This window comes from Streptomyces sp. NRRL S-920, assembly GCF_000717945.1.
Classification (GTDB): domain Bacteria; phylum Actinomycetota; class Actinomycetes; order Streptomycetales; family Streptomycetaceae; genus Streptomyces; species Streptomyces alboniger.
Map to the genome: position 1 here is coordinate 1 of NZ_JODF01000064.1, position 23,011 is coordinate 23,011.

The following is a 23,011-nucleotide window of genomic DNA, read 5'->3' on the forward strand; positions in this document are numbered from 1 at the left end:
GGCCAGTACCGTCGTCCCATGCCCGACCAGCAGCCCGCCCAGCCCCCCGCCGGGTGCCCCCAGCAGACCCCGCCCAAGGCCCAGGGGCCAGAGCGGCAGACCCCGCCCAAGGCCCAGGCGCCAGAGCGGCAGACCCCGCCCAAGGCCCAGGGGCCAGAACTCTTCACCTGGGAGTTCGCCACCGACCCCTACCCCGCCTACGCCTGGCTGCGGGAGAACTCCCCGGTGCACAGGACCACGCTGCCCAGCGGCATCGAGGCCTGGCTGGTCACCCGGTACACGGACGCCCGCCAGGCCCTCGCCGACCAGCGGCTCAGCAAGAACCCCGCGCACCACGACGAGTCCGCGCACGCCAAGGGCAAGACCGGCATCCCCGGCGAGCGCAAGGCCGAGCTGATGACGCATCTGCTCAACATCGACCCGCCGGACCACACCCGCCTGCGCCGCCTCGTGTCGAAGGCGTTCACCCCGCGCCGCGTCGCCGAGTTCGCGCCGCGCGTACAGGAGCTGACGGACGGCCTGATCGACGACTTCGCCGGGCGGGGCGAGGCCGACCTCATCCACGAGTTCGCCTTCCCGCTCCCCATCTACGCCATCTGCGACCTGCTCGGCGTCCCCCGCGAGGACCAGGACGACTTCCGCGACTGGGCGGGCATGATGATCCGCCACGGGGGCGGGCCCCGGGGCGGCGTCGCGCGGTCGGTGAAGAAGATGCGCGGCTATCTGGCCGATCTGATCCACCGCAAGCGCCTGGACCCCGGCGACGACCTCATCTCCGGTCTCATCCGCGCCTCCGACCGCGGCGAGCACCTCACGGAGAACGAGGCCGCCGCCATGGCCTTCATCCTTCTCTTCGCCGGCTTCGAGACCACCGTCAACCTCATCGGCAACGGCATGTACGCCCTGCTCACCCACCCCGAGCAACGCGCGCGTCTGCAAAATGCGCTGGCGGACGGCGACACGGGCCTGCTGGAGACGGGCGTGGAGGAACTGCTCCGCTTCGACGGGCCCGTGGAGCTGGCCACCTGGCGGTTCGCCACCGAGGCGCTGACCGTCGGCGGGCAGCGCATCGCGGCCGGCGACCCCGTACTCGTCGTGCTCGCCGCCGCCGACCGCGACCCCGAACGCTTCGAGCGGCCCGACACCCTGGACCTCTCCCGCACCGACAACCAGCACCTCGGATACGGGCACGGCATCCACTACTGCCTCGGCGCCCCGCTCGCCCGCCTGGAGGCCCAGGCCGCCCTCGCCACCCTCCTACGGCGCCTTCCCGATCTGCGACTCGCCTCGGATCCCGCCGATTTGCGGTGGCGCGGCGGGCTGATCATGCGCGGACTGCGCACCCTGCCGGTGGAGTTCACAACCGCACAGAACCGACCGCCGAGCGAGCCATAGCTGACGGGCCGTCATAAATGTGATGTGCACGTGATCTCCGCTGCATCGACTTGTGACAAGCGTTCGACTGCGGCTACCTTCACGTCGACTCGGGCACCCGGTGCCCAAGTCGCCGCAATAGTCTCGTGAAAGGCAACCGCATGCTCTCCGGCAATGGTCGTCACCGACGCCCCCGCCAGGCCCCGGCCCTGATCGTCGCGGCGGGAGTCACCGGATCCGCCATCGCCATCCCACTCCTCGGAGCCACCGGCGCGAGCGCCGCCGAGACGGTGACGTGGGACAAGCTCGCCCAGTGCGAGAGCGGCGGCGCGTGGAGCGCCAACCCGGGGAACGGTTACTACGGAGGACTCCAGCTCTCCCAGGAGACGTGGGAGCAGTACGGCGGCCTCGACTACGCGCCGAGCGCGGACCAGGCCTCCAAGTCCCAGCAGATCGCCGTGGCCGAGAAGGTCCTCGACGCCCAAGGCCCCAAGGCCTGGCCGAGTTGCGCCCCGATCGCCGGACTCACCGACGGCGGCGCCGAGGCCGACGTGGACCCGGGCGACCCGGTCCCGCCGGAGTCCACCGACTCGACCGATTCCGGAAAGTCCCCGGACAGGGGGACGGACAAGAAGGCGGACAAGAGGAAGGGCGAGGAGGGCGGCTCGGCGGACGACGACAAGTCCTCCGACTCCGGCGAGCCGTCCGACGACACGTCAGACACCCCGGGCTCCGCCGACGACGCGAGCGCCACCCCCGGCTCCGACGGCGCCTCACGAGACAAGAATCACGACGAGTCGGGCGAGAAGGACGACAAGGACGGCAAGGGCAAGGCGGACGACTCCGGCAAGTCCGGCCGCAAGGACGGCACTTCCTCCGACGGCTCGGGCGCCTCGGACGACTCGGGCTCCGACTCCGGTGACCCGGCCGCCCCTTCCGGCGACTCCGCCCCCGGGCGCCACCGTGGCGACCGCGCGACCGAGGGCCCCGCCGCGGGCAGCGAGAGCGGCAGCGGCGGCGACCGTCCGGGACGGCACGCCTCGCGCGGCGCCGAACGTACGGAGAAGGTCGCCGACGGGACGTACACGGTCCGCTCCGGGGACAACCTCTCGGCCATCGCCGACGACCTGGACGTCAAGGGCGGTTGGCACGGCCTCTATGCCGAGAACAAGAAGACCGTCGGCGACGACCCGGACCTCATCCTCCCCGGTCAGAGCCTCGATTTGGGCGAAAAGTAGGGGTAGTTGACGAACCGTCCAGGGGGTACTTCGCGCTGAATGTCCGCATTGGTGCGAGTGAGAGATGGGTCTCAGAAGCCCTGATCGTCTTTGAAATTCCGGCGATCGCGTGACTACGGTCGTCACCGCTCGCCATTGGTGGGCCCCGCCGGTCGGTACGCCGAATCCTGCCAACGGCCGGACGGGAACAGTCGTCGCTTATAGCGCCGTAGGCAGGAGCGGGGGACCCAAGGTAAGCGCCGGGTCCGCACGTCGGCTTCCGAGAGGGAGCGGGACGTACGGGACCGGCTAGGGGTGAAGTCGCACTCGGGAGAGTGCGACCGGGCAACTTCACTGGCCCGAACCCGACAGCTCACCTCGCAGGCGTCGGTGAGGGGATCAACTCATGCTGTTTTCCAGCAAGGGCAAGCACCGCCGTCCGTCCAAGGCCACCCGTGTCGTCACGCTCGCCGGTGTCACCGGTGCCGCCGTGGCCGCCCCGCTGATGGCCGCGGGCTCCGCCTCCGCCGCCACCCCCCAGGAGTGGGACGCCGTCGCCCAGTGCGAGTCCGGCGGCAACTGGTCGATCAACACCGGCAACGGCTACCAGGGCGGTCTCCAGTTCTCGCCGTCCACCTGGGCCGCCTACGGCGGTACGAAGTACGCGCCCACCGCCGACAAGGCCTCCAAGGCCCAGCAGATCGAGATCGCCGAGAAGGTCCTCGCCGGACAGGGCAAGGGTGCCTGGCCGTCCTGCGGCGTCGGCCTCTCGGGCGCCTCGCCCAGCAGCGGCGGCGGCTCGCAGGAGCAGGCCCCGCAGCAGCAGAGCAAGCCGCAGCCGCAGCAGACGCAGCAGCAGGCCGCCCCGCAGCAGCAGGCCGCGCCGAAGCAGGCCGCCCCGAAGCCGCAGCCCGCGCCGCAGACCGAGTCGAAGAAGACCGTCGAGACCCCGACCGGCAAGAAGGTCGAGAAGGGTGACGGCGAGTACAAGGTCAAGACCGGCGACACGCTGTCCAAGATCGCCGAGGCGCACGACGTCAAGGGCGGCTGGCAGAAGGTCTACAAGCTCAACGGCGACATCATCGACGACGCCGACTTCATCTTCCCGGGCCAGCAGCTCCACCTGAGCTGACCCGTCCGCGGCCGTGCCTCGGCGGACGCACGGCCGCTTCCCCGTCCCCACGGGCTCCCCGCCCCGGTGCGCGTATCCCCCGTACGCACCGGGGCGGGGCCATGTCCGCCAACGCTCCGCCGACTGCGAACAGACCTCGCTACCGGTGAGTAGAAACACGGGCTTCCGTCCCGTTTCCCCAGTATTTGGGCCGTTGTCCGTCCCACGGGACGGGCGGTCGGCTGGCCGAAGCCTCCGGGCCGGTTAGGCTCGGGAGACGCAGGGCCGAAGCGGCCCCGCGTAATCGTGTTTACGCGTCACACTCCCAGAAGGAGATGCTCGTGCCGTCCATCGACGTCGTCGTAGCCCGGGAAATCCTGGACTCCCGAGGCAACCCCACGGTCGAGGTCGAGGTCGGCCTCGACGACGGCAGCACCGGTCGTGCCGCCGTTCCGTCCGGTGCCTCCACCGGTGCCTTCGAGGCCATCGAACTCCGCGACGGTGACCCCAACCGTTACCAGGGCAAGGGTGTCGAGAAGGCCGTCCTCGCCGTCATCGAGCAGATCGGCCCGGAGCTGGTCGGCTACGACGCCACCGAGCAGCGCCTCATCGACCAGGCGATGTTCGACCTGGACGCCACGGACAACAAGGCCTCGCTCGGCGCCAACGCCATCCTCGGCGTCTCCCTCGCCGTCGCGCACGCCGCCTCCGAGGCCAGCGACCTGCCGCTCTTCCGCTACCTCGGCGGCCCGAACGCGCACCTGCTGCCCGTCCCGATGATGAACATCCTCAACGGCGGGTCGCACGCGGACTCCAACGTCGACATCCAGGAGTTCATGATCGCGCCGATCGGCGCCGAGTCGTTCTCCGAGGCGCTGCGCTGGGGCACCGAGGTCTACCACACGCTGAAGAAGGTCCTGAAGAGCAAGGGCCTGGCCACCGGCCTCGGCGACGAGGGCGGCTTCGCCCCGAACCTCGACTCCAACCGCGCCGCCCTGGACCTCATCCTCGAGGCCATCAAGGAGGCCGGTTACGTCCCCGGCGAGCAGATCGCGCTCGCCCTCGACGTCGCCGCGTCCGAGTTCTACAAGGACGGCACCTACCAGTTCGAGGGCAAGTCCCGCACGGCCGCCGAGATGACCGAGTACTACGCGGAGCTGGTCTCCTCGTACCCGCTCGTCTCCATCGAGGACCCGCTGTTCGAGGACGACTGGGCCGGCTGGAACACCATCACCGAGAAGCTCGGCGACAAGGTGCAGCTGGTCGGTGACGACCTGTTCGTCACCAACCCGGAGCGCCTGGCCCGCGGCATCGAGGAGAACTCGGCCAACGCCCTGCTCGTCAAGGTCAACCAGATCGGTTCGCTGACCGAGACCCTGGACGCCGTCGAGATGGCCCAGCGCAACGGCTTCAAGTGCATGATGTCCCACCGCTCCGGCGAGACCGAGGACGTCACCATCGCCGACCTGGCCGTCGCCACCAACTGCGGCCAGATCAAGACCGGTGCCCCGGCCCGCTCCGAGCGCGTCGCCAAGTACAACCAGCTCCTGCGCATCGAGGAGATCCTCGACGACGCCGCGGTCTACGCCGGCCGCAGCGCCTTCCCGCGCTTCAAGGGCTGAGCCGCGCCACGGGCTGCACCGCGCCACGCGCTGAGCACGCCACGCGTTGAGCACGCTCGCGCAGCCACGTAGTTACCTACGTCCCCGCACCCGGTCCCGTACCGTGTGCGGGGACGTACGTACGTTTACGCGCCGCGCTGCTCTGGGGAGGCGGAACCATGGCCAAGGCCGGGACCAAGGACCGGTTCTCCACGGCTACCCGTCTGCGGCTGCTCGGCTCACAGACCGCCGAGCGCGTCTACCGCTCCCAGACCAAGCGCCAGGCACGCCGCTCCCGGCTCACCGGCCGCGCGGCCCTGCTCGCGCTCGTCATCTGCTCCCTGGTCGTCGCGCTCGCCTACCCGATGAGGCAGTACGTCTCCCAGCGCACCGAGATCGACGACCTGCGCCGGCAGAAGGCCGAGCAGCGGGCGGACGTCGAGAAGCTCCGCGACGAGAAGGCCCGCTGGCAGGACGACGCGTACGCGGAGCAGCGCATCCGGGACCGGCTGCACTACGTGATGCCGGGCGAGACCGGCTTCACCGTGATCGACCCCGCGGCGGCCAAGAGCCGGCGCGCGGATCAGGGGGCGGCCTCGCGCCCCTGGTACTCGAACGTCTGGGACGGCGTCGACAAGGCCGACCGCCCGGACGACTGACCGGACCCGATCCGACCTGACCGGACCCGAGCCGACCTGACCCGAACCGATCCGAACCGACCCGAACTGACCGCCGATCACCCCCCCCGCCGATCGGCCACTGATGGAAAGACAGGCATGGAAACGCCCCCGCCGACCACCCCGCGCACCGAGCCCACCGACGCCGACGTCGAGGCCTTCAAGCAGCAGCTCGGCCGTCCGCCGCGCGGACTGCGGGCCATCGCGCACCGCTGCCCCTGCGGACAGCCGGACGTCGTCGAGACGGCGCCGCGCCTCCCGGACGGGACGCCGTTCCCGACCACGTACTACCTGACGTGCCCGCGGGCCGCGTCCGCGATCGGCACCCTTGAGGCCAACGGCGTCATGAAGGAGATGTCGGAGCGGCTGGCGACCGACCCCGAGCTGGCCGCCGCCTACCGCGCGGCCCACGAGGACTACCTCGCGCGCCGCGACGCCATCGAGGTCCTTGAGGGCTTCCCGAGCGCGGGCGGGATGCCGGACCGCGTGAAGTGCCTGCACGTCCTGGTCGGCCACTCCCTGGCGGCGGGCCCCGGCGTGAACCCGCTCGGCGACGAGGCGCTCGCGATGCTCCCCGAGTGGTGGGCCAAGGGCCCCTGCGTCACCCCGTGCGCGCCCGAGGGCGACGCGTGACCCGCGTCGCCGCCGTCGACTGCGGCACGAACTCCATCCGACTCCTGGTGGCGGACGTCGACCCGGTCACGGGCGCGCTCGACGACCTGGACCGGCGGATGACGATCGTCCGCCTCGGCCAGGGCGTGGACCGGACCGGCCGTCTCGCCCCCGAGGCCCTCGAACGCACCTTCGCGGCCTGCCGCGAGTACGCCGAGGCGATCAAGGCGCACGGCGCCGAGCGGGTCCGCTTCGTCGCCACCTCCGCGTCCCGTGACGCGGACAACCGCGACGAGTTCGTGCGGGGCGTCCTGGACATCCTCGGCGTCGAGCCGGAGGTCATCACCGGCGCGCAGGAGGCGCAGTTCTCCTTCACCGGCGCGACCATGGAACTGACGGGCCGCGACGACCTCGCCAAGCCGTACCTCGTGGTGGACATCGGCGGCGGCTCCACGGAGTTCGTGGTCGGCGCGGAGAAGGTACGGGCGGCCCGCTCGGTGGACGTCGGCTGCGTCCGTATGACCGAGCGTCACCTCATCCGCGACGGGGTCGTCGCGGACCCTCCGACGCGCGAGCAGTTCGCCGCGGTCCGCGCGGACATCGAGGCGGCGCTCGACCTCGCCGAGAGCACGGTCCCCCTGAAGGAGGCCCGCACCCTGGTGGGCCTGGCGGGCTCGGTCACCACGCTAGCCGCGATCGCACTCGGCCTGGAGACCTACGACAGCGCCGCGATCCACCACTCCCGCCTCGCATACGACCAGGTCGCCGCCATCACCGAACGCCTGATGACCGCGACGCACGCCGAACGCGCCGCGATCCCGGCGATGCACCCGGGCCGCGTCGACGTGATCGCGGCGGGCGCCCTGGTACTGCTCGCGATCATGGACAGAACCGGCGCGCAGGAGGTGGTCGTGAGCGAGCACGACATCCTTGACGGCATCGCGTATCAGGTGGCGCAGGAGATCGACGACGAGCGGCTGCTGGACTGAGCGGCGTCTACTGGACGTACTGCCCCGCGTACTCCCCGATCGCCGGTACGACCGTGATGACGTCGATCATGACGCCGTCCGGCGCCGCGACGATGAAGTGGCGTTGCCCGAACTCCTCCGTGCGCAAGGGGAGTAGCTCGGGCAGGCCCGCCTCGGCGACCAGTCTGTGGTGTTCGGCGTCCGCGTCGTCGACCTCGAAGTTGAGCAGGAGGCCGCCCCTGAGCGGGGTGCGGTGGCCCTCGGGGAGCGTCGGGTGGGTGTGGTCGAGCAGGGCCAGTTCGTACTGCGGGGCGTCGGGGCGGTGGAGGCTCACGTACCAGTCGGCCTCGAAGGTCACCTCGAAGCCGAAGTAGCGGGTGTAGAAGTCGCGTGCCGCGGCGACATCGCCGGTGGCGATCACCGGGTAGAAGCTGCCGAGCTTGACCGTCATGGCTGTCTCCCTCTGCCTGTGCGGGCATTTCGCATACCCCGGGTATGCGAGGAGGGGACGTTAACATACCCGGAGTATGTGAGAGGGAGGGCGGATCGGGGATGGCTGGCACGCGGGCCGAGCAGCGGGCGGCGACACGGCGGGCGCTGCTGGCCGAGGGGCGTCGGAGGTTCGCCGCCCACGGCTACCACGATGTAGTTCTCGCAGAGGTGGCGCAGGCGGCGGGGGTCACCAAGGGGGCGGCCTACCACCACTTCGAGAGCAAGGCGGGGCTCTTCAGGGCCGTGGTCGCCGAGGTGCAGCGGGAGCTGGGCGAGCGGGTGGCGGACGCCGCCGGGCGGCATGAGGACCCCTGGGAGCAGCTGCGGGCCGGCTGCCGGGCCTTCCTCGCAGCCGGGCGCGACCCGGTGGTGCGCCGCGTCGTGCTGATGGACGCCCCGGCCGTGCTCGGGTGGGACGAGTGGCGGGCCATGGACGAGGACTCCTCCGCCCGGCATCTCACCGAGGCGCTCGACACGCTCGTGCGGGCCGGGGTCATCGAGGACCAGCCGGTCGAACCGCTGGCGCGGCTGCTGTCGGGGGCGATGAACGAGGCGGCGCTGTGGCTGGCCCGGTCCGAGGATCCGGCCGCACCGGGCGGGGCGGAGCGGGCGCTGGACCGGCTCCTGAGCGGGCTACGCACCCGGAACGGCTGACTCCGGAGCCCTTCGACGACGCGTCGGCGACAGGCCGTCGGGAAAGTTCGTGAAGTTCTTCACAAGGAATTCGGCCCTCATCGGCGAGGTTGGGGGCGGCCGAGTCCCCGAAAAGGTCGTCCGCGGGCTTCCCGGCGCGTGGCCGGGGCGTTGCGGGAGTGCGGCCGAGGGGCGGGGCGGGGCGGTGGTCCACCCCGGGGGCGGGGCCAGAGCGGCAGCTCACAAGGGGTGGACAACGACTCGCGTCACACCGTGGTTCCCTCGGAACACCATGACCTCGGTCACGTGGGCGGCGAAGTGTAGCAGAGGCCCTCTCCATGCTTGTGAAGGGGCGCACGAGCGACCCCCGCCCGGCAGGTGGATACTCGATGGCATGAGCACCACGGAGCGTCCCAGGATCCTCGTAGTAGGCGGTGGGTACGTAGGCCTGTACGCAGCTCGGCGCATTCTCAAGAAGATGCGCTTCGGAGAGGCGACCGTCACGGTCGTCGACCCCCGGTCGTACATGACCTACCAGCCCTTCCTCCCCGAAGCCGCCGCCGGCAGCATCTCGCCGCGGCACGTCGTCGTCCCACTGCGACGCGTGCTGCCCAAGGCCGAGGTACTCACCGGCCGGGTCACCACCATCGACCAGGACCGGAAGGTAGCCACCATCGCCCCCCTCGTGGGCGAGGCGTACGAGCTGCCCTTCGACTACCTCGTCATCGCGATGGGCGCGGTCTCCCGCACCTTCCCGATCCCCGGCCTCGCCGAGCAGGGCATCGGCATGAAGGGCATCGAGGAGGCCATCGGCCTGCGCAACCACGTCCTGGAGCAGCTGGACAAGGCTGACTCCACGACCGACGAGGACGTCCGCCGCAAGGCGCTGACCTTCGTCTTCGTCGGCGGTGGCTTCGCGGGCGCGGAGACCATCGGCGAGGTCGAGGACATGGCCCGCGACGCGGCCAAGTACTACAAGAACGTGAAGCGCGAGGACATGCGCTTCGTGCTCGTCGACGTCGCGGACAAGATCCTCCCCGAGGTCGGCCCGAAGCTCGGCCAGTACGGCAAGGAGCACCTGGAGGGCCGCGGTGTCGAGGTCTACCTCAAGACCGGCATGGACTCCTGCGTCGACGGCCACGTCGTCCTGAACAACGGCCTCGAGGTCGACTCCAACACCATCGTGTGGACCGCGGGCGTCAAGCCGAACCCGGCGCTCTCCCGCTTCGGTCTGCCGCTCGGCCCGCGCGGCCACGTGGACACCCAGACGACGCTCCAGGTGCAGGGCACGGACTACATCTGGGCCGCGGGCGACAACGCCCAGGTGCCGGACATGGTCGGCCGCAAGGCGGGCAACGAGAACGCCTGGTGCCCGCCCAACGCCCAGCACGCGCTGCGTCAGGCGAAGGTCCTCGGCGACAACGTGATCTCCGGCATGCGGGGCTTCCCGCAGAAGGAGTACAGCCACGCCAACAAGGGTGCGGTCGCCGGTCTCGGCCTGCACAAGGGCGTCGCGATGATCGTCATGGGCAAGATGAAGATCAAGCTCAAGGGCCGTCTCGCCTGGTACATGCACCGCGCGTACCACGGCATGGCGATGCCGACGTTCAACCGCAAGATCCGCGTCTTCGCGGACTGGACGCTCGGCATGTTCCTCAAGCGCGAGGTCGTCTCCCTCGGTGCTCTGGAAGCGCCTCGCGAGGAGTTCTACGAGGCCGCCAAGCCGGCCCCGAAGCCGCAGGTCGCCGCCGAGCCCGCCCCGGCGGTCAAGGCCGAGGAGAAGGCCAAGGCCTCCTGACCTCGCGTCACTGATCCACCCCGAAGGGGGCCGCCCGCCATCCGTGGTGCGGGCGGCCCCCTTCGGCGTACCCCGCCGCCAAGTAGGTGTGCTCGGCATCTGTTTTGCCGTTCCATGACGCGCGGACGGGACTGCGCCACGGGGTCTTCGGTGTTTACGTGGTGTCGGACCGTTCGGACGATTCGGACCGTTCCGGGGTCGACCTCACGGAGGTGTGCGCCATGCAGAGAGCCGCGCTGCGGCTGAAGAACCTTGCCGAGCAGCTCATGGGAGCCGAGCTACCGGTACGGATCCGGGCCTGGGACGGTTCGGAGGCCGGACCCCCGGGCGCCCCCACCCTCGTCGTACGCAACCGCCGCGCCCTGCGCCACCTCCTGTGGAAGCCGGGCGAACTGGGCCTGGCCCGCGCCTGGGTGGCCGGTGACCTGGACGTCGACGGGGACCTCTACGAGACGCTGGACCGGATGGCGGAGTTCGTCTGGGAGCGGGGCGAGGACGCCAGGAGCCTGCGCCAGGCCCTGCGCGACCCCGAGGTGCGCGCCGCCGCCCGCTCGCTGCTCGCGCTCTCCGCGCCCTTCCTGCCGCCCGCGCCGCCACCGGAGGAGATGCGCGGCCGCGGCCGCCTCCATCTGCACACCAAGGGCAGCGACCGGCAGGCCATCAGCCACCACTACGACGTGGGCAACGACTTCTACGAGTTGGTGCTCGGCCCCTCGATGGTCTACTCCTGCGCCTACTGGGCCTCGCCCGAGGGCACCCTGGAGGACGCCCAGCGCGACAAGCTGGAACTCATCGCCCGCAAACTCGCCCTGAAGCCCGGCACGCGCCTGCTCGACGTCGGCTGCGGCTGGGGCTCCATGGCGATCCACGCGGCCCGCGAGCACGGCGCCACCGTCGTCGGCGTCACGCTCTCCCAGGAGCAGGCCGCCTACGCCAGGAAGCGCATCGCCGAGGAGGGCCTGACGGACCGGATCGAGATCCGCGTCCAGGACTACCGCGACGTGCGCGACGGGCCCTACGACGCCATCTCGTCCATCGGCATGGCCGAACACGTCGGCTCCGAGCGCTACTTGGAGTACGCGCAGGACCTGCACGCCCTGCTGAAGCCGGGCGGACGGCTGCTCAACCACCAGATCGCGCGCCGCCCGCAGGCCGACGAGTCGGCGTACGAGGTCGACGCCTTCATCGACGCCTACGTCTTCCCCGGCGGCGAGCTGGCCCCGGTGGGGTCCACCGTCGGGCAGCTGGAGCGCGCCGGGTTCGAGGTGCGCGACGTGGAGGCCATCCGCGAGCACTACGCCCTCACCCTGCGCCGCTGGGTCGCCAACCTGGAGGCGCAGTGGCCGAGGGCCCAGCGCCTCACCTCGCCCGGCCGCGCCCGCATCTGGCGCCTGTACATGGCGGCGTCCGCGCTCTCCTTCGAGCGCAACCGCATCGGCGTCAACCAGGTCCTCGCGGTGCGGACCCCCGAGGGCGGTGCCTCGGGGATGCCGCTGCGGGCGCGCGACTGGCGCGCGTCGTAGCCGCGTACGTACGAGGGAGGGGCCCCGGACGTGATCCGTCCGGGGCCCCTTTTCGCATACGTACGCGGGCTACTCGCTCTTGATGGCCATCAGCGGGTTCAGCTTCGCCGCGCTGCGGGCCGGCCACACCGCCGCGAGGACGCCGACCAGGGCCGCGATCCCGAGGAAGATCACGATCCGGCCGACCGGGACCTCCATGGCGTACGTGGAGACCGAGTTGGCGATGGTGCCGCCCGCGACCCAGCCCATGAAGAGGCCGAGGCCGATGCCGAGCACCGCGCCGAACAGGGAGATGATGACCGCCTCCAGGCGCACCATCTGCTTGACCTTCGCGCGGTCCAGGCCGATCGCCCGCAGCATGCCGATCTCGTGCTTGCGCTCGAAGACCGACATGGCCAGGGTGTTGATGACGCCGAGCACGGCGATCAGGACGGCCATGGCCAGCAGGCCGTAGAGCATGTTCAGCATCATGTTGATGGCGCCGGCCACCGCGTTGCTGATCGCGTCCTTGTCCTGGACGGTGATGGCGGGGTTCTCGCCGAGGGCCTTGACGATGGCGTCCTCGGCCTTGTCGGAGGCGCCGCCCTTCATCTTCACGAGCACCTGCTTGTCGACGACCTTGGTCAGGTGCGGGTCGACGACGGAGGTGGGGGCGAAGACGCCGTTGAGCATCTCGTTGCCCTCGTAGATCCCGGCGACCTTCACCTTGACCGTCTTGTCGTCGTCCTCGAACTTCAGCGGGAGGGTGCCGCCCGCCTTGAGGCCCCGGTCCTTCGCCAGCTTCTCGTCGATGAGCACTCCACCGGCCTTCAGGCCGTCCATCGAGCCGCCGGTGAAGTCCATGCCGACCAGGCTGCCGAAGGTCTTCGGGTCCACACCGGAGATGGTGGTGAAGGAGCCGCCGGCCTCGCCGTACGCCTGGCGCAGCGGGCTCGTCGCCTCGGCGTCCGGGATCTTGTCCAGCTTCTCGCGGACCTCGGGGGTCAGCGGCTGGAAGTTCGCCATGGAGACGCTGAAGTCGGCCTTCATGGAACCGGCGGCCATCTTGTTGATGGCGCTGCTCATGGAGGTGGCGACGACCGTCATCGCCGTGATGAGGGTCAGGCCGATCATCAGGGCCGCGGCGGTGGACGCCGTACGGCGCGGGTTGCGCACCGAGTTGAGGCGGGAGAGCTTGCCGGTGACACCGAACGGCTTCAGGAGCGGCGCCGAGGCGGCGATGAACGGGCGGGACAGCAGGGGCGTGAGGACGATGACGCCGACGAGCATGACGCCCGCGCCGCCCGACTTCACGTAGTTGTCCTGCATGAAGAGCATCACCGCGCCGAGGGCGACGATGACCGAACCGATGGTGTTGCGGACCACCAGGCCGCGCATGGTCGGCGTCGCGTGGACGCTGTTCATCGCGGCGACCGGCGCGATCTTCGCGGCGCGGCGGCCCGGCAGCCAGGCGGCCAGCATCGTCACGACCACGCCGATGATCAGGGCCACGACGATGGTGGTCGGGGCGATGACCAGTGGTCCGTCGGGCAGCGAGGCGCCCGCGGAGTTCATCATGGACTCCAGGCCGACGGCCACGCCGATGCCGAGGGCGAAGCCCGTCACGGCGGCGATCATGCCGACGATGAAGGCCTCGATCAGCACGGAGCGCGTCACCTGGCGGCGCGAGGCGCCGACGGCCCGCATGAGTGCCAGCTCCTTGGTGCGCTGGGCGACCAGCATGGTGAAGGTGTTGGCGATGATGAAGATGCCGACGAAGAGCGCGATGCCCGCGAAGATGAGCAGGACCTGGCTCATGGAGCTGGTCTGCTCCTCGATCATGCTGTCCTGCTGGGACTTGAGTTCGCCGCCCGTCGTCGTCGACGCGTCCTTGGGCGCGATCTTCTCGATCGCGCTCTCCAGGGACGCCTCGGAGGTGCCCGCGGCCGCCTTCACGTCGATCTCGTCGTACTGGTTCTTGTTGAGCGCCTTGAACGCGGTCTGGTTGTCGAAGACCACGAGGCTGCCGCCCGCGACGACGCTGCCCTCGTCGGTGTCGAAGATGCCACTGACCTTCGCGGTCCGCACCGGGCCGTCCGTGGAGTAGCGGACGGTGTCGCCCACCTTGTAGCCGGTGCGCCCGGCGGTGCGGGAGTCCAGGGCCAGCTCGCCGGCGGACTTCGGGGCGGTGCCGTCGACGAGGTCGTAGCGCGGGTCCTTGCCGCCCTTGCCCGGGTAGTAGTTGGCGCCGGTGGTGCCCCACTCGCCGCCGACCAGCTTGCCGTCCTTGTCGGCGAGCGCGGTGAACCCGGCGACGGAACCGATCGCGGAGTCGGCGCCGGGCAGCGTGCCGGCCTTCTTCACGAAGGAGTCGGTGAGCCGGGGCTTGTGCTTCTCCTCGTCCCCGGACCCGCCGTCGGATTGGACGGCGACGGAGACGTGGTCGAAGCTCTTCGCCGATTTGTTCTTGTAGGCGTTGCCGAAGGTGTCGGTGAAGACCAGCGTGCCGGAGACGAAGGCGACACCGAGCATGACGGCGAGCACGGTCATCAACAACCGGGCTTTATGCGCGAGCACATTGCGCAGGGCGGTACGGAACATGGGTGTGAAGTCCAGGTGAGGGGTGGGGGCGCCCCGAGGAATGCGGGGCTGAGGGAGCGCCCCGAAGGGGCGCGGGGAACTGCGCGACCAGCCACATGCGGCCCGCAGCCAAAGAACGAGACGATCGGACCCCTAGCTGGTCCGCCCCTTGGCATCAAAGTGCTTCATCCGGTCCAGCACCCCGTCCGCCGTGGGCCGATGCATCTCGTCCACGATCCGCCCATCGGCGAGGAAGATCACGCGATCCGCGTACGACGCGGCGACCGGGTCGTGCGTGACCATCACGACGGTCTGCCCGAGGTCCCGCACGGAGTTCCGCAGGAACCCGAGCACCTCGGCGCCCGAGCGCGAGTCGAGGTTTCCGGTCGGCTCGTCACCGAAGATGATCTCCGGCTGGGAGGCGAGCGCGCGGGCCACCGCGACCCGCTGCTGCTGCCCGCCGGACAGCTCCGTGGGCCGGTGGCTGAGCCGCCCCGACAGGCCGACCATCTCGATGACCTGCTCCAGCCACCGCTTGTCCGGCTTGCGGCCCGCTATGTCCATGGGGAGCGTGATGTTCTCCAGGGCCGTCAGGGTCGGCAGCAGGTTGAACGCCTGGAAGATGAAGCCGATCTTGTCCCGGCGGAGCTTGGTGAGCTGCTTGTCCTTGAGCGTGGACAGCTCGGTCTCGCCGAGCCGGACCGACCCGGAGCTGAAACTGTCCAGGCCCGCGACGCAGTGCATCAGGGTCGACTTGCCCGAGCCCGAGGGGCCCATGATCGCGGTGAACTCGCCCTGCCCGAACTCGACGGAGACGTGGTCGAGGGCGACCACCTGGGTCTCACCCTGTCCGTACACCTTGGAGAGATCCGTGGCGCGCGCGGCCACGGCGGTGGCGCGGGTGGCGTAAGGGGTGGTGGTCACGGGACGGTGCTCCTGTCGGGACGACGAGTGGGGACTACTCCATCGTGTCGCCTGATCAGTGCCCTGGAGTCAGCCGCTGATCGGGTTCCGGGGGCCCTCTCCGGTCGGACCCCGGGGCGCCTTGTCATACCTGGGGATGACGGGTGCCCCGGAGGAGGGGGGACGGCCGGACGGCTAAATTCCGTCATTCCGCGCAGAGACCCATGAGGCCGGCCGGAGGTGGGGATAAGGCCTTTGGCAAGTACCGATGGTCCGTACCGGGGGCTGATGCTCCCTCAGGCGTCAATAAAATAAGACAACATCGGGTCCCCCATCCGCTGTCCGGGGGACGTCTCCCGATAGGGTCGAATCCTTGCTGCGGGGCCCATGGCCTGCCCGGATGGTGGAATGCAGACACGGCGAGCTTAAACCTCGCTGCCCCTCGGGGGCGTGCCGGTTCAAGTCCGGCTCCGGGCACCTCCGCCATCACGTCACCCCGTCTACGTCATCCGTACTTCGTTGAAGCGGGCCGCCGTGTGCAGGTCCGTCTCGATCGCGGCCGCCGTGGCGCGCAGCGCGGGGAGCAGGGCGTCCCGGGTCCGGGAGAGCGGGCCGGTGCCCGCGTGCTGGGCGATGTTCAGGGCGGCGACCACCTGGCCCGCCGCGTCCCGCACCGGTAGGGCCACCGAGCGCAGGCCGTCCTCCAGCTCCTGATCGGCGGTGGCGTGGCCGTCGGCGGCGGCGCGGTCGAGGACGCGGGCCAGCTCGACGGGGTCCGTCAGGGTGCGCGGGGTGAGGGCGCGGGGCGGCGCGGCCTTCAGGAGGCGCTCACGCTCCTGCCGGGGGAGCCCGGCGAGCAGCACCCGGCCCATCGCGGTGGCGTACGCGGGAAAGCGGGTGCCCACCGTGATGCGGACGCTCATCACGCGGACCGTGGCCGCCCGCGCGACGTACCGGATGTCCGTGCCGTCCAGCACCGTCACGGACGCCGACTGGTGCACCCGGTCGGCCAGCTCGCGCAGGTGCGGTTCGGCCAGTTCGGCGAAGGTGAGCCGGGAGAGGGCGGCGTGGCCGAGTTCCAGGACGCGGGGGAGCGGGCGGAAGAGGCGTCCGTCGTGGGCCGCGTACCCCGCCTGCTCCAGCGTGTGCAGGCAGCGCCGCGCGGTGGCCCTCGGCAGCCCCGTGGCTGCGGCGAGCGCGGTGAGCGGCAGCCCTTCGCCGCGGGCCGCGCCGAGGGCGCGCAGCACGGCCAGTCCGCGGGCCAGGGACTGGAGGAAGCCGGGACCCGGCTCCTCCTCGACGGCCACCGGCACTCCCGGCCCTGGCCCCGCTTCCGGTTCCGGCTCGGGCTCGGACAGGCCCTCCAGCCGCGCCGCCTCCGCCCGCAGCCGCGGCAGCATCGCCTCCGCCAGGGCCCGCGCCGTGTACCGGCTGGTGTGGCTCACCGCCGACAGGGCGTACCGGACCCGGCCGGCGGTATCGCGCACCGGGACCGCCACCGCGATCAGGCCCGGTTCGATCAGCTGGTCGTCCAGGGCCCAGCCGGTCTCCCTCGCGCGGTCCACGCGCGCGTGGAGGTCGGGGGTGGCCGTGGGGGCGGGGCCCGGTGGGAGCGCGGGGTAGGCCTCGTGCGCGGGGACGGCCGCCACGCGCGCGTGCCAGGCGGTCCACTCCTCCTCGCCCCAGGCGGCCGCGAAGAGCGCCCCGGGGGCGCAGCGCTCGGGCGGCAGCAGGTCCCCGATGCGGAACGCCACCGACATCGCGCGCCGCCGCGCCGCCTGCGTCACGAAGCGCACTCCGTCGCCGTCGGGCACCGCGAGCGACACCGACTCGTCCAGCTCGTCCGCGAGCCGGGCGGTGCGCGCGGCCACCTCGCCGGTCAGGCCGCTCGCGGCGAGGTAGGCGTTGCCCAGCTCCATGAGGCGCGGCGCGAGGTGGAGCTGCGGCCCCCGCGCGCGTACGTAGCCGAGGCGGCCCAGGGTCGCCACGACCCGGTCCACCGTGGAGCGGGCCAGGCCCGTGGCCCGTACGAGGTCACCGGCCCGCAGTTGGCCCGGCTCCGCCGCGGCGAGGGCCCGCAGGACGGCCAGCCCGCGCTCCAGGGGGCGTACGGACTCTTCCGGCATGGCGGCCGCTCCTCATGTCTCGCGGGATCGGGTGGCCCCTCGCGGAACCGGGCTCCGCACGACCGTTGACACCCGCCAGGCGCGGCCCGAGACTCCCGTCAGCGCATTATGAACGAAAGTTCACCAGGCGAACAAGCTGAGGGGCGAGGGATGCGAACCACCGTCGGGATCATCGGGGCGGGGCCGGCCGGGCTGCTCCTCGCCCGCCTCCTGGACGAGGCGGGCATCGACTCCGTCGTCCTGGAGAGCCGCGACCGCGCCTACGTGGAGCGCCGCCAGCGCGCCGGGATCCTGGAACAGGGCACCGCCGACGTGCTGCGCGCGGCGGGCGCCGGGGCCCGCATGGACCGCGAGGGCCTCCGCCACGACGGCATCGAACTGCGCTTCGACCGCCGTAGGCACCGAGTCGACCTCCCCGCGCTGACCGGCGGGAAGTCCGTCACCGTCTACGCCCAGACCGAGGTCTGCAAGGACCTCATCGCCCTGCGGCTCGCGACGGGCGGCCCGCTCCTCTTCGAGGCCGAGGCGCTGGCCGTGGCGGACGCCGAGAGCGGGAGCCCTCTGGTCCGCTACCGCTACCAGGGCCGCGAGGACATCCTGGAGTGCGACTACGTAGTGGGCTGCGACGGCTTCTGGGGCGTGGCCCGCACGGCGGTGCCCCCGGAACTCTCCCGGGTCTTCGAACGCACGTACCCCTACGGCTGGCTCGGCATCCTCGCCGACGTGCCGCCCTCCCACGACGAGCTGGTCTACGCCTGCCACGAGCGCGGCTTCGCCCTCCTGTCCATGCGCTCGCCGAGTGTCACGCGCGCGTACCTCCAGGTTCCCGAGGGCACGGACGCCGACGACTGGACCGACGAGGAGATCTGGGACGAGCTGGACCGCCGCCTGGAGACCGACGACCTCACCTGGACCTTGCGCCGCGGCCCCGTCACCGCCAAGTCCGTCACCCCCATGCGCAGCTACGTCCACGAGCCCATGCGCCACGGCCGGCTCCTCCTCGCCGGGGACGCCGCGCACATCGTCCCGCCCACCGGCGCGAAGGGCCTCAACCTCGCGGTCGGCGACGTCGTCACGCTCGCCCGCGCCCTGGTCCTGCTGCGCGAGAAGGGCGACCCGAGCGGCCTGGACGCGTACTCCGAGACGTGCCTGCGCCGCGTCTGGCAGGCCGAGCGCTTCTCGTACGCGATGACGACCCTGCTGCACCGCGCCCCCGGCGCCACCCCCTTCGACGACCGCATCCAGCTCGCCGGGCTCGACCGGATCACCACGGCGCGCTCCGCCGAGACCGACCTGGCCGAGGGCTACACCGGTTTCCCCTTCGACGAGCCGCAGTAGGAAGAGAGGCAGCACGTGACCCCTCCCGCCCCCGAACGCACCTTCCGCTCCGTCGCCCCCGTCCTCGCCCTGTGCTGGCTCGTCGTCTTCTTCGACGGCATGGACGTCAACATCTACGGCGCCGTCATGCCGCACCTCCTCGACGACGAGGGCTTCGGCTTCAGCACGTCGACCGCCGGGACCATCGGCTCCTGGACCACCTTCGGCATGCTGATCGGCGCCCTCGGCTGCGGCACCCTCACCGACTGGGCGGGGCGCAAGCCCATGGTGACGGGCAGCGTCATTCTCTTCTCGCTGGGCTCCGCGCTGTGCGCGCTCGCGCCGGGCGCCGCCTTGTTCGGCGCGGGACGCTTCGTCTCCGGGCTCGGGCTCGGCGGGCTGATGCCGATCGGCCTCGCGATCGTCGCCGAGTTCGCACCACCGCGCAGGGCAGCGCTCGCCACCGGCCTGATGATGACCTCGTACCACGCGGGCGGCATGGCGGCGACGGGCCTCGGACTCTTGCTCGGTCCCGACCACGGCTGGCGCGTCGTCTTCTGGACGGGCGTCATCCCCGCGCTCGTCGCCGTCCCGCTCGTCGTCACCTGGCTGCCCGAGTCGCCCGGCGTACTGCTCGCCAAGGGACGCGTGCGCGAGGCCGAGGCGGTCGCCGCCCGCTACCGTCTGCCGCCCCCGAGCCCGGCCGAAGCCCCCGAGGCCGGGGCGAAGGGCCGCTTCGCCGCCGTCGCCTCGCTCTTCGCACCGGGCCGCCGCCTGGCCACCCCGCTGCTGTGGCTCGCCTCCTTCGCCGGGCTCCTCCTCGTCTACGGCGTCTCCACCTGGCTCCCCGAGCTGATGCGCGCCTCCGGCTACTCCCTCTCCTCCTCCGTCACCTTCCTGCTGGTGATCAACGCGGGCGGCATCGTGGGCATGCTCGTCGCCGGGCGCACCGCCGACCGCTTCGGAGCCGTCAGGGTCTCCGCGATCTGGTTCGTGCTCACCGCGTGCGGCGCCTTCCTGCTCAAGGCCCAGCTGCCGCTCCCCATCGCCTACGCCGTCGTCTTCGTCACCGGCGTCTGGCTCTTCTCCGCGCAGGTCATGGTGTACGCGGCCACATCCTCGGTCTACGGTCCCGCGGAGCGCGCCACGGGGCTCGGCTGGGTCGCCGGCGTCGGCCGCACCGGCGCGGTCGTCGGGCCGTGGCTGGGCGGCGCGGTGGTCGCGGGCGGCAACGCCTCGCTCGGCTTCACGACCTTCGCGGCCGCCGCCGTCCTCGGTGCCGCCGCGATCTCGCTGGTGCCACTCGTGCGGGGGAACGGTTCCGATCCGGGAACAGTAGGGGCCGTCCCGGGCGTTCTCGGTCACAGAGAGGGAAAGATCCTCCCCAAGCACTAGGTCCATCCTTTTGCCTACGCATTACTCTTGAGGGCAAAGCCACGCACGGTGGCCATGGAGGAGTGAAATGAGGAGCAGCAACCCGGTCTTCTCGCGACGGGGGTTCAGCCGCGACAACGGCTACGCCGGCTTCGGCGGGCAGCCGCAGGCCGGGGGACCCGCAGCCGCGACCCAGACCCAGGGCAACCCGTACGCGCAGGGCAATCCGTACGGCGGCCAGCAGGCCCCCGCGGGTAACCCGTACGCCACCAATCCGTACGCCCAGCAGGACGTGCAGCACGGCGCCCCCCAGGCGCCCGTAAGCACGACCGGCCGTATGACGATGGACGACGTCGTCATGCGCACCGCCACCACGCTCGGCACGCTGCTGGTCACGGCGGCGCTCGCCTGGGCGCTGCTGCCGGTGGACGACGCCAGCATCGGCAAGTCGTACGGCATCGCCATCGGCGCCGGTCTCGTCGCGATGGTGCTCGGCCTCGTCCAGTCGTTCAAGCGCAAGGCCTCGCCCGCGCTGATCCTGACGTACGCCGCGCTGGAGGGCGTCTTCCTCGGCGTCATCTCCAGCGTCGTCGACAACCGCATCGCGGACGGGGCGGCCATGCAGGCCGTGCTCGGCACGATGGCGGTCTTCGTCGGTGTCCTCGTGGCGTACAAGGCGGGCTGGATCCGCGTCAACCGCCGCTTCTACGGCTTCGTGATGGCCGCGGCCATGGGCTTCCTGCTGCTGACCGCCGTGAACCTCCTGTTCATGGTCTTCGGCGGCGGCGACGGCCTCGGCTTCCGCAGCGGCGGTCTCGGCATCGTCTTCGGCATCGTCGGCATCCTGCTCGGCGCCTGCTTCCTCGCCCTGGACTTCAAGCAGGTCGAGGACGGCATCGCGTACGGCGCGCCGAAGGAAGAGGCCTGGCTCGCGGCGTTCGGTCTGACGATGACGCTCGTCTGGATCTACCTCGAGTTCCTGCGCCTGATCGCGATCCTCCAGGGGAACGACTGACGCGGGTCGCTCGACGGCTGAACCGTTACGGCAAGGGCCCGCGGACCGGAACCGGTCCGCGGGCCCTTCGTCGTGTCGGGGGGTGAAGTCCTGTCGGGGGTGTGTTCGCGTCTGTGTCGGGGGTGGGGGGTCAGAGGAACTTGCGGGCGGCCCGCCGCAGGTCGTACTCGTGGATGATCGCTTTCGCGTGGCCGTACGCGAGGTTGTGTTCGGCTCGGAGCCAGCTGACCTTCTCCTCGAAGCGGAAGAGAGAGGGGCCTTCCTCCACGGCGCGCAACCAGTCGGAGACTTCACGACCGGTGCAGTGGGGGATTCGGGCGAGCAGGTTGCGGTGGGTCTCCTCGGAGAAGACTTGGGACATCGGCGCCTCCGGACGCGTCGCGATGTGTTCCGTCCTTCCCGCCACCGTGCCTGAGCGTGCGGGCGTTGGCAACAGTCCCGGAAAGGCGCATAAGGTCGCGGGGTGCTCGATACGACGCCTTTGACAGCCGCAGTGGACCATTTCGCCGACCGCCTGCGGGCCGCGCCACAGAGCCGGCTGCAACGCGGGGCCGCGACCGAAGCGCTCGCTCTGGCCAGGGAGTTGGCGGTGCGCGCGCAGGCCATCGAGGAGCCGGGCACCCCACCGCGCGAGATGCCGGACGCGGGGATGTTCGCCGCCGCCGACCAGATCACCGTCGCCGGCCGAGATCTGGCCCTCGTACTGGAGGATCCCGAGGAACTGGCGCGGGCGCTGGAGTTGGTGGCGCAGGCGCAGAAGCGGGCCGGGGTCTGACGCCCGGGGCCCCGAAGCCGGGGCCCGGGTCGGACCGAGGGGGTCAGACCGACGCGATGACGCGGTCGGCGAGGATGTAGACGTTCTCGGCGCCGCACTCGAAGGTCAGGGCGTACGCGCCGGAGATGCCGGAGCCGCCGAGCAGGACCGGCGCGTGCCCCGCGCGCAGCGCTTCGGCGAGCAGCTCCGCGGTCTCGCGGTGGCCCGGGGTCATGCACAGCGTGGTGCCGTCCGCGAAGACGTACACGTCGAGGGTGCCCAGCGGGCCGGGGCGGACGTCGGCGAGGGCGGTGCGGGCGTCGGCCAGCTCCTCAAGGCAGGCCACCGTGCGCTCGTGGTCGCCGTACGCCTCCGACGCGGGCGACTGCACCGGCACGAAGTCCGGGTGCGAGGGGTGGCGGCGGCGGGCCGCGGCCAGCTCGGGGGAGTCCGCGGCGCTCTCGTCGGCGGCGGGGTCGGCGAAGGGCTCGATCACCGGCTCCAGGCTGTCCGCCTCAAGGCCCGCGAAGTCGGCCTGGCGCGGCAGGAACAGCTCGTCGGCGAATCCATCGGGAATGCCGGGCAGCCCGTGCAGCAGGGAGGGCGCGTCCGAGCCCTCACGGGCCTCCTGGGCGGCCCAGAAGGCGCGCGCCTCGGCCAGTTCCCGCTCCCGCTCCTCGGCGAGCGCCTCGGCGACCGCTGCGCGTATCTCGTCGGTGTCCACGGCGCTACGGGCGCCCGGCACCGTCGGGTGCGGGCGGTCGGCGGCGGCACGGCTTTCGGCCAGCTCGGTCCGCAGTGCCGTGATCTCGGCGAGCTGCTTCCGAAGGCCGTGTAGTGCGTGCAGGGCGGCGGCGCCCACGGCCGTGGCAGCGGCCGTGGAGAGCAGCAAGGCAAGAGGCAAGGCGCTCACTGACGTACTCCCGGTTTCAAGTCGACCCCCGACTTCCTACATCA

Annotated in this window: 19 protein-coding genes, 1 tRNA gene, 2 pseudogenes and 1 riboswitch; of the genes and pseudogenes, 16 read left to right on the forward strand and 6 right to left on the reverse strand. The window is 71.3% G+C overall.

Translation table 11 applies throughout. The features are described from left to right. Positions 1–18: 18 nt before the first annotated feature. The 8 genes and pseudogenes from IG54_RS0131295 to IG54_RS0131325 all read left to right on the forward strand — a co-directional run bounded on the left by IG54_RS0131295 (position 19) and on the right by IG54_RS0131325 (position 7,581). Entirely contained in the window at positions 19–1,395 is a 1,377-nt protein-coding gene (locus IG54_RS0131295) for a cytochrome P450 family protein (RefSeq protein WP_078594730.1), read from the forward strand. A 125-nt stretch (positions 1,396–1,520) separates the two neighbouring features. Beyond that, positions 1,521–2,612, forward strand: a complete 1,092-nt coding sequence (locus tag IG54_RS0131300) for a transglycosylase family protein (protein WP_324615436.1) — start codon at positions 1,521–1,523, stop codon at positions 2,610–2,612. 194 nt (positions 2,613–2,806) lie between these two features. Beyond that, positions 2,807–2,993: riboswitch (cyclic di-AMP (ydaO/yuaA leader) on the forward strand. A 4-nt stretch (positions 2,994–2,997) separates the two neighbouring features. Then, positions 2,998–3,400: pseudogene (locus IG54_RS43900) on the forward strand (transglycosylase family protein); the annotation flags it as partial. 119 nt (positions 3,401–3,519) lie between these two features. Beyond that, positions 3,520–3,723 (forward strand): annotated as a pseudogene (locus IG54_RS43905) (LysM peptidoglycan-binding domain-containing protein); the annotation flags it as partial. Between the two features lie 320 nt (positions 3,724–4,043). Continuing rightward, positions 4,044–5,324, forward strand: coding sequence for a phosphopyruvate hydratase (gene eno / locus IG54_RS0131310; protein WP_030792311.1), 1,281 nt, complete (start codon positions 4,044–4,046; stop codon positions 5,322–5,324). Positions 5,325–5,482: 158 nt separating this feature from the next. After that, positions 5,483–5,962, forward strand: a complete 480-nt coding sequence (locus IG54_RS0131315; RefSeq protein WP_030792313.1) for an FtsB family cell division protein — start codon at positions 5,483–5,485, stop codon at positions 5,960–5,962. Between the two features lie 117 nt (positions 5,963–6,079). After that, complete coding sequence (locus IG54_RS0131320; protein ID WP_030792316.1) at positions 6,080–6,613, forward strand: DUF501 domain-containing protein; 534 nt, start codon at positions 6,080–6,082, stop codon at positions 6,611–6,613. Beyond that, a complete protein-coding gene (locus IG54_RS0131325) occupies positions 6,610–7,581 on the forward strand; it encodes a Ppx/GppA phosphatase family protein (RefSeq protein ID WP_030792319.1) in 972 nt (323 codons plus the stop codon). Before IG54_RS0131320 ends, IG54_RS0131325 begins: the two co-directional genes overlap by 4 nt. Before the next feature lie 7 nt (positions 7,582–7,588). On the opposite strand, the gene IG54_RS0131330 is transcribed toward IG54_RS0131325, so the two are convergent. Beyond that, positions 7,589–8,011: a VOC family protein gene (locus IG54_RS0131330; protein ID WP_030792322.1), complete on the reverse strand. Its 423-nt coding sequence runs from the start codon at positions 8,009–8,011 to the stop codon at positions 7,589–7,591. Between the two features lie 101 nt (positions 8,012–8,112). Here IG54_RS0131330 and IG54_RS0131335 point away from each other — a divergent pair, with 101 nt between their 5' ends. The 3 genes from IG54_RS0131335 (at position 8,113) to IG54_RS0131345 (ending at position 12,006) form a co-directional block, all read left to right on the forward strand. Continuing rightward, a complete protein-coding gene (locus tag IG54_RS0131335; RefSeq protein WP_030792324.1) occupies positions 8,113–8,706 on the forward strand; it encodes a TetR/AcrR family transcriptional regulator in 594 nt (197 codons plus the stop codon). Positions 8,707–9,079: 373 nt separating this feature from the next. Further along, positions 9,080–10,483: an NAD(P)/FAD-dependent oxidoreductase gene (locus tag IG54_RS0131340; RefSeq protein WP_055528631.1), complete on the forward strand. Its 1,404-nt coding sequence runs from the start codon at positions 9,080–9,082 to the stop codon at positions 10,481–10,483. A 221-nt stretch (positions 10,484–10,704) separates the two neighbouring features. After that, positions 10,705–12,006, forward strand: coding sequence for an SAM-dependent methyltransferase (locus tag IG54_RS0131345; protein ID WP_030792331.1), 1,302 nt, complete (start codon positions 10,705–10,707; stop codon positions 12,004–12,006). A 69-nt stretch (positions 12,007–12,075) separates the two neighbouring features. Here IG54_RS0131345 and IG54_RS0131350 read toward each other — a convergent pair whose 3' ends face one another. Together IG54_RS0131350 and IG54_RS0131355 are read right to left on the reverse strand one after the other, a co-directional pair. Further along, complete coding sequence (locus IG54_RS0131350) at positions 12,076–14,586, reverse strand: ABC transporter permease (RefSeq protein ID WP_030792335.1); 2,511 nt, start codon at positions 14,584–14,586, stop codon at positions 12,076–12,078. 132 nt (positions 14,587–14,718) lie between these two features. Beyond that, positions 14,719–15,489, reverse strand: a complete 771-nt coding sequence (locus IG54_RS0131355) for an ABC transporter ATP-binding protein (protein WP_030792340.1) — start codon at positions 15,487–15,489, stop codon at positions 14,719–14,721. 373 nt (positions 15,490–15,862) lie between these two features. On the opposite strand from IG54_RS0131355, the gene IG54_RS0131360 reads away from it, so the two are divergent. Further along, positions 15,863–15,945 (forward strand) — tRNA-Leu (locus IG54_RS0131360). 23 nt (positions 15,946–15,968) lie between these two features. Here the strand turns inward: IG54_RS0131360 and IG54_RS0131365 are convergent. Then, entirely contained in the window at positions 15,969–17,594 is a 1,626-nt protein-coding gene (locus IG54_RS0131365) for an IclR family transcriptional regulator domain-containing protein (RefSeq protein WP_037898085.1), read from the reverse strand. Positions 17,595–17,744: 150 nt separating this feature from the next. Here IG54_RS0131365 and IG54_RS0131370 point away from each other — a divergent pair, with 150 nt between their 5' ends. The 3 genes from IG54_RS0131370 (at position 17,745) to IG54_RS0131380 (ending at position 21,300) form a co-directional block, all read left to right on the forward strand. Beyond that, the gene (locus tag IG54_RS0131370; protein WP_030792345.1) at positions 17,745–18,932 is read left to right on the forward strand and encodes a 4-hydroxybenzoate 3-monooxygenase; all 1,188 of its coding nucleotides are present in this window, start codon (positions 17,745–17,747) and stop codon (positions 18,930–18,932) included. Between the two features lie 15 nt (positions 18,933–18,947). After that, the gene (locus tag IG54_RS0131375) at positions 18,948–20,306 is read left to right on the forward strand and encodes an MFS transporter (protein ID WP_234336409.1); all 1,359 of its coding nucleotides are present in this window, start codon (positions 18,948–18,950) and stop codon (positions 20,304–20,306) included. A 67-nt stretch (positions 20,307–20,373) separates the two neighbouring features. After that, positions 20,374–21,300 (forward strand): Bax inhibitor-1/YccA family protein, encoded by a 927-nt coding sequence (locus tag IG54_RS0131380; protein ID WP_030792352.1) that lies wholly within the window; start codon positions 20,374–20,376, stop codon positions 21,298–21,300. A gap of 130 nt (positions 21,301–21,430) precedes the next feature. Here IG54_RS0131380 and IG54_RS0131385 read toward each other — a convergent pair whose 3' ends face one another. Continuing rightward, the gene (locus tag IG54_RS0131385; RefSeq protein WP_030792355.1) at positions 21,431–21,661 is read right to left on the reverse strand and encodes a DUF4287 domain-containing protein; all 231 of its coding nucleotides are present in this window, start codon (positions 21,659–21,661) and stop codon (positions 21,431–21,433) included. A gap of 132 nt (positions 21,662–21,793) precedes the next feature. Between IG54_RS0131385 and IG54_RS0131390 the strand changes: the two genes are divergently transcribed. Continuing rightward, positions 21,794–22,075 (forward strand): hypothetical protein, encoded by a 282-nt coding sequence (locus tag IG54_RS0131390; RefSeq protein ID WP_037898090.1) that lies wholly within the window; start codon positions 21,794–21,796, stop codon positions 22,073–22,075. Positions 22,076–22,118: 43 nt separating this feature from the next. Here IG54_RS0131390 and IG54_RS0131395 read toward each other — a convergent pair whose 3' ends face one another. Further along, positions 22,119–22,967, reverse strand: a complete 849-nt coding sequence (locus IG54_RS0131395; RefSeq protein WP_030792361.1) for a hypothetical protein — start codon at positions 22,965–22,967, stop codon at positions 22,119–22,121. Positions 22,968–23,011 lie beyond the last annotated feature (44 nt).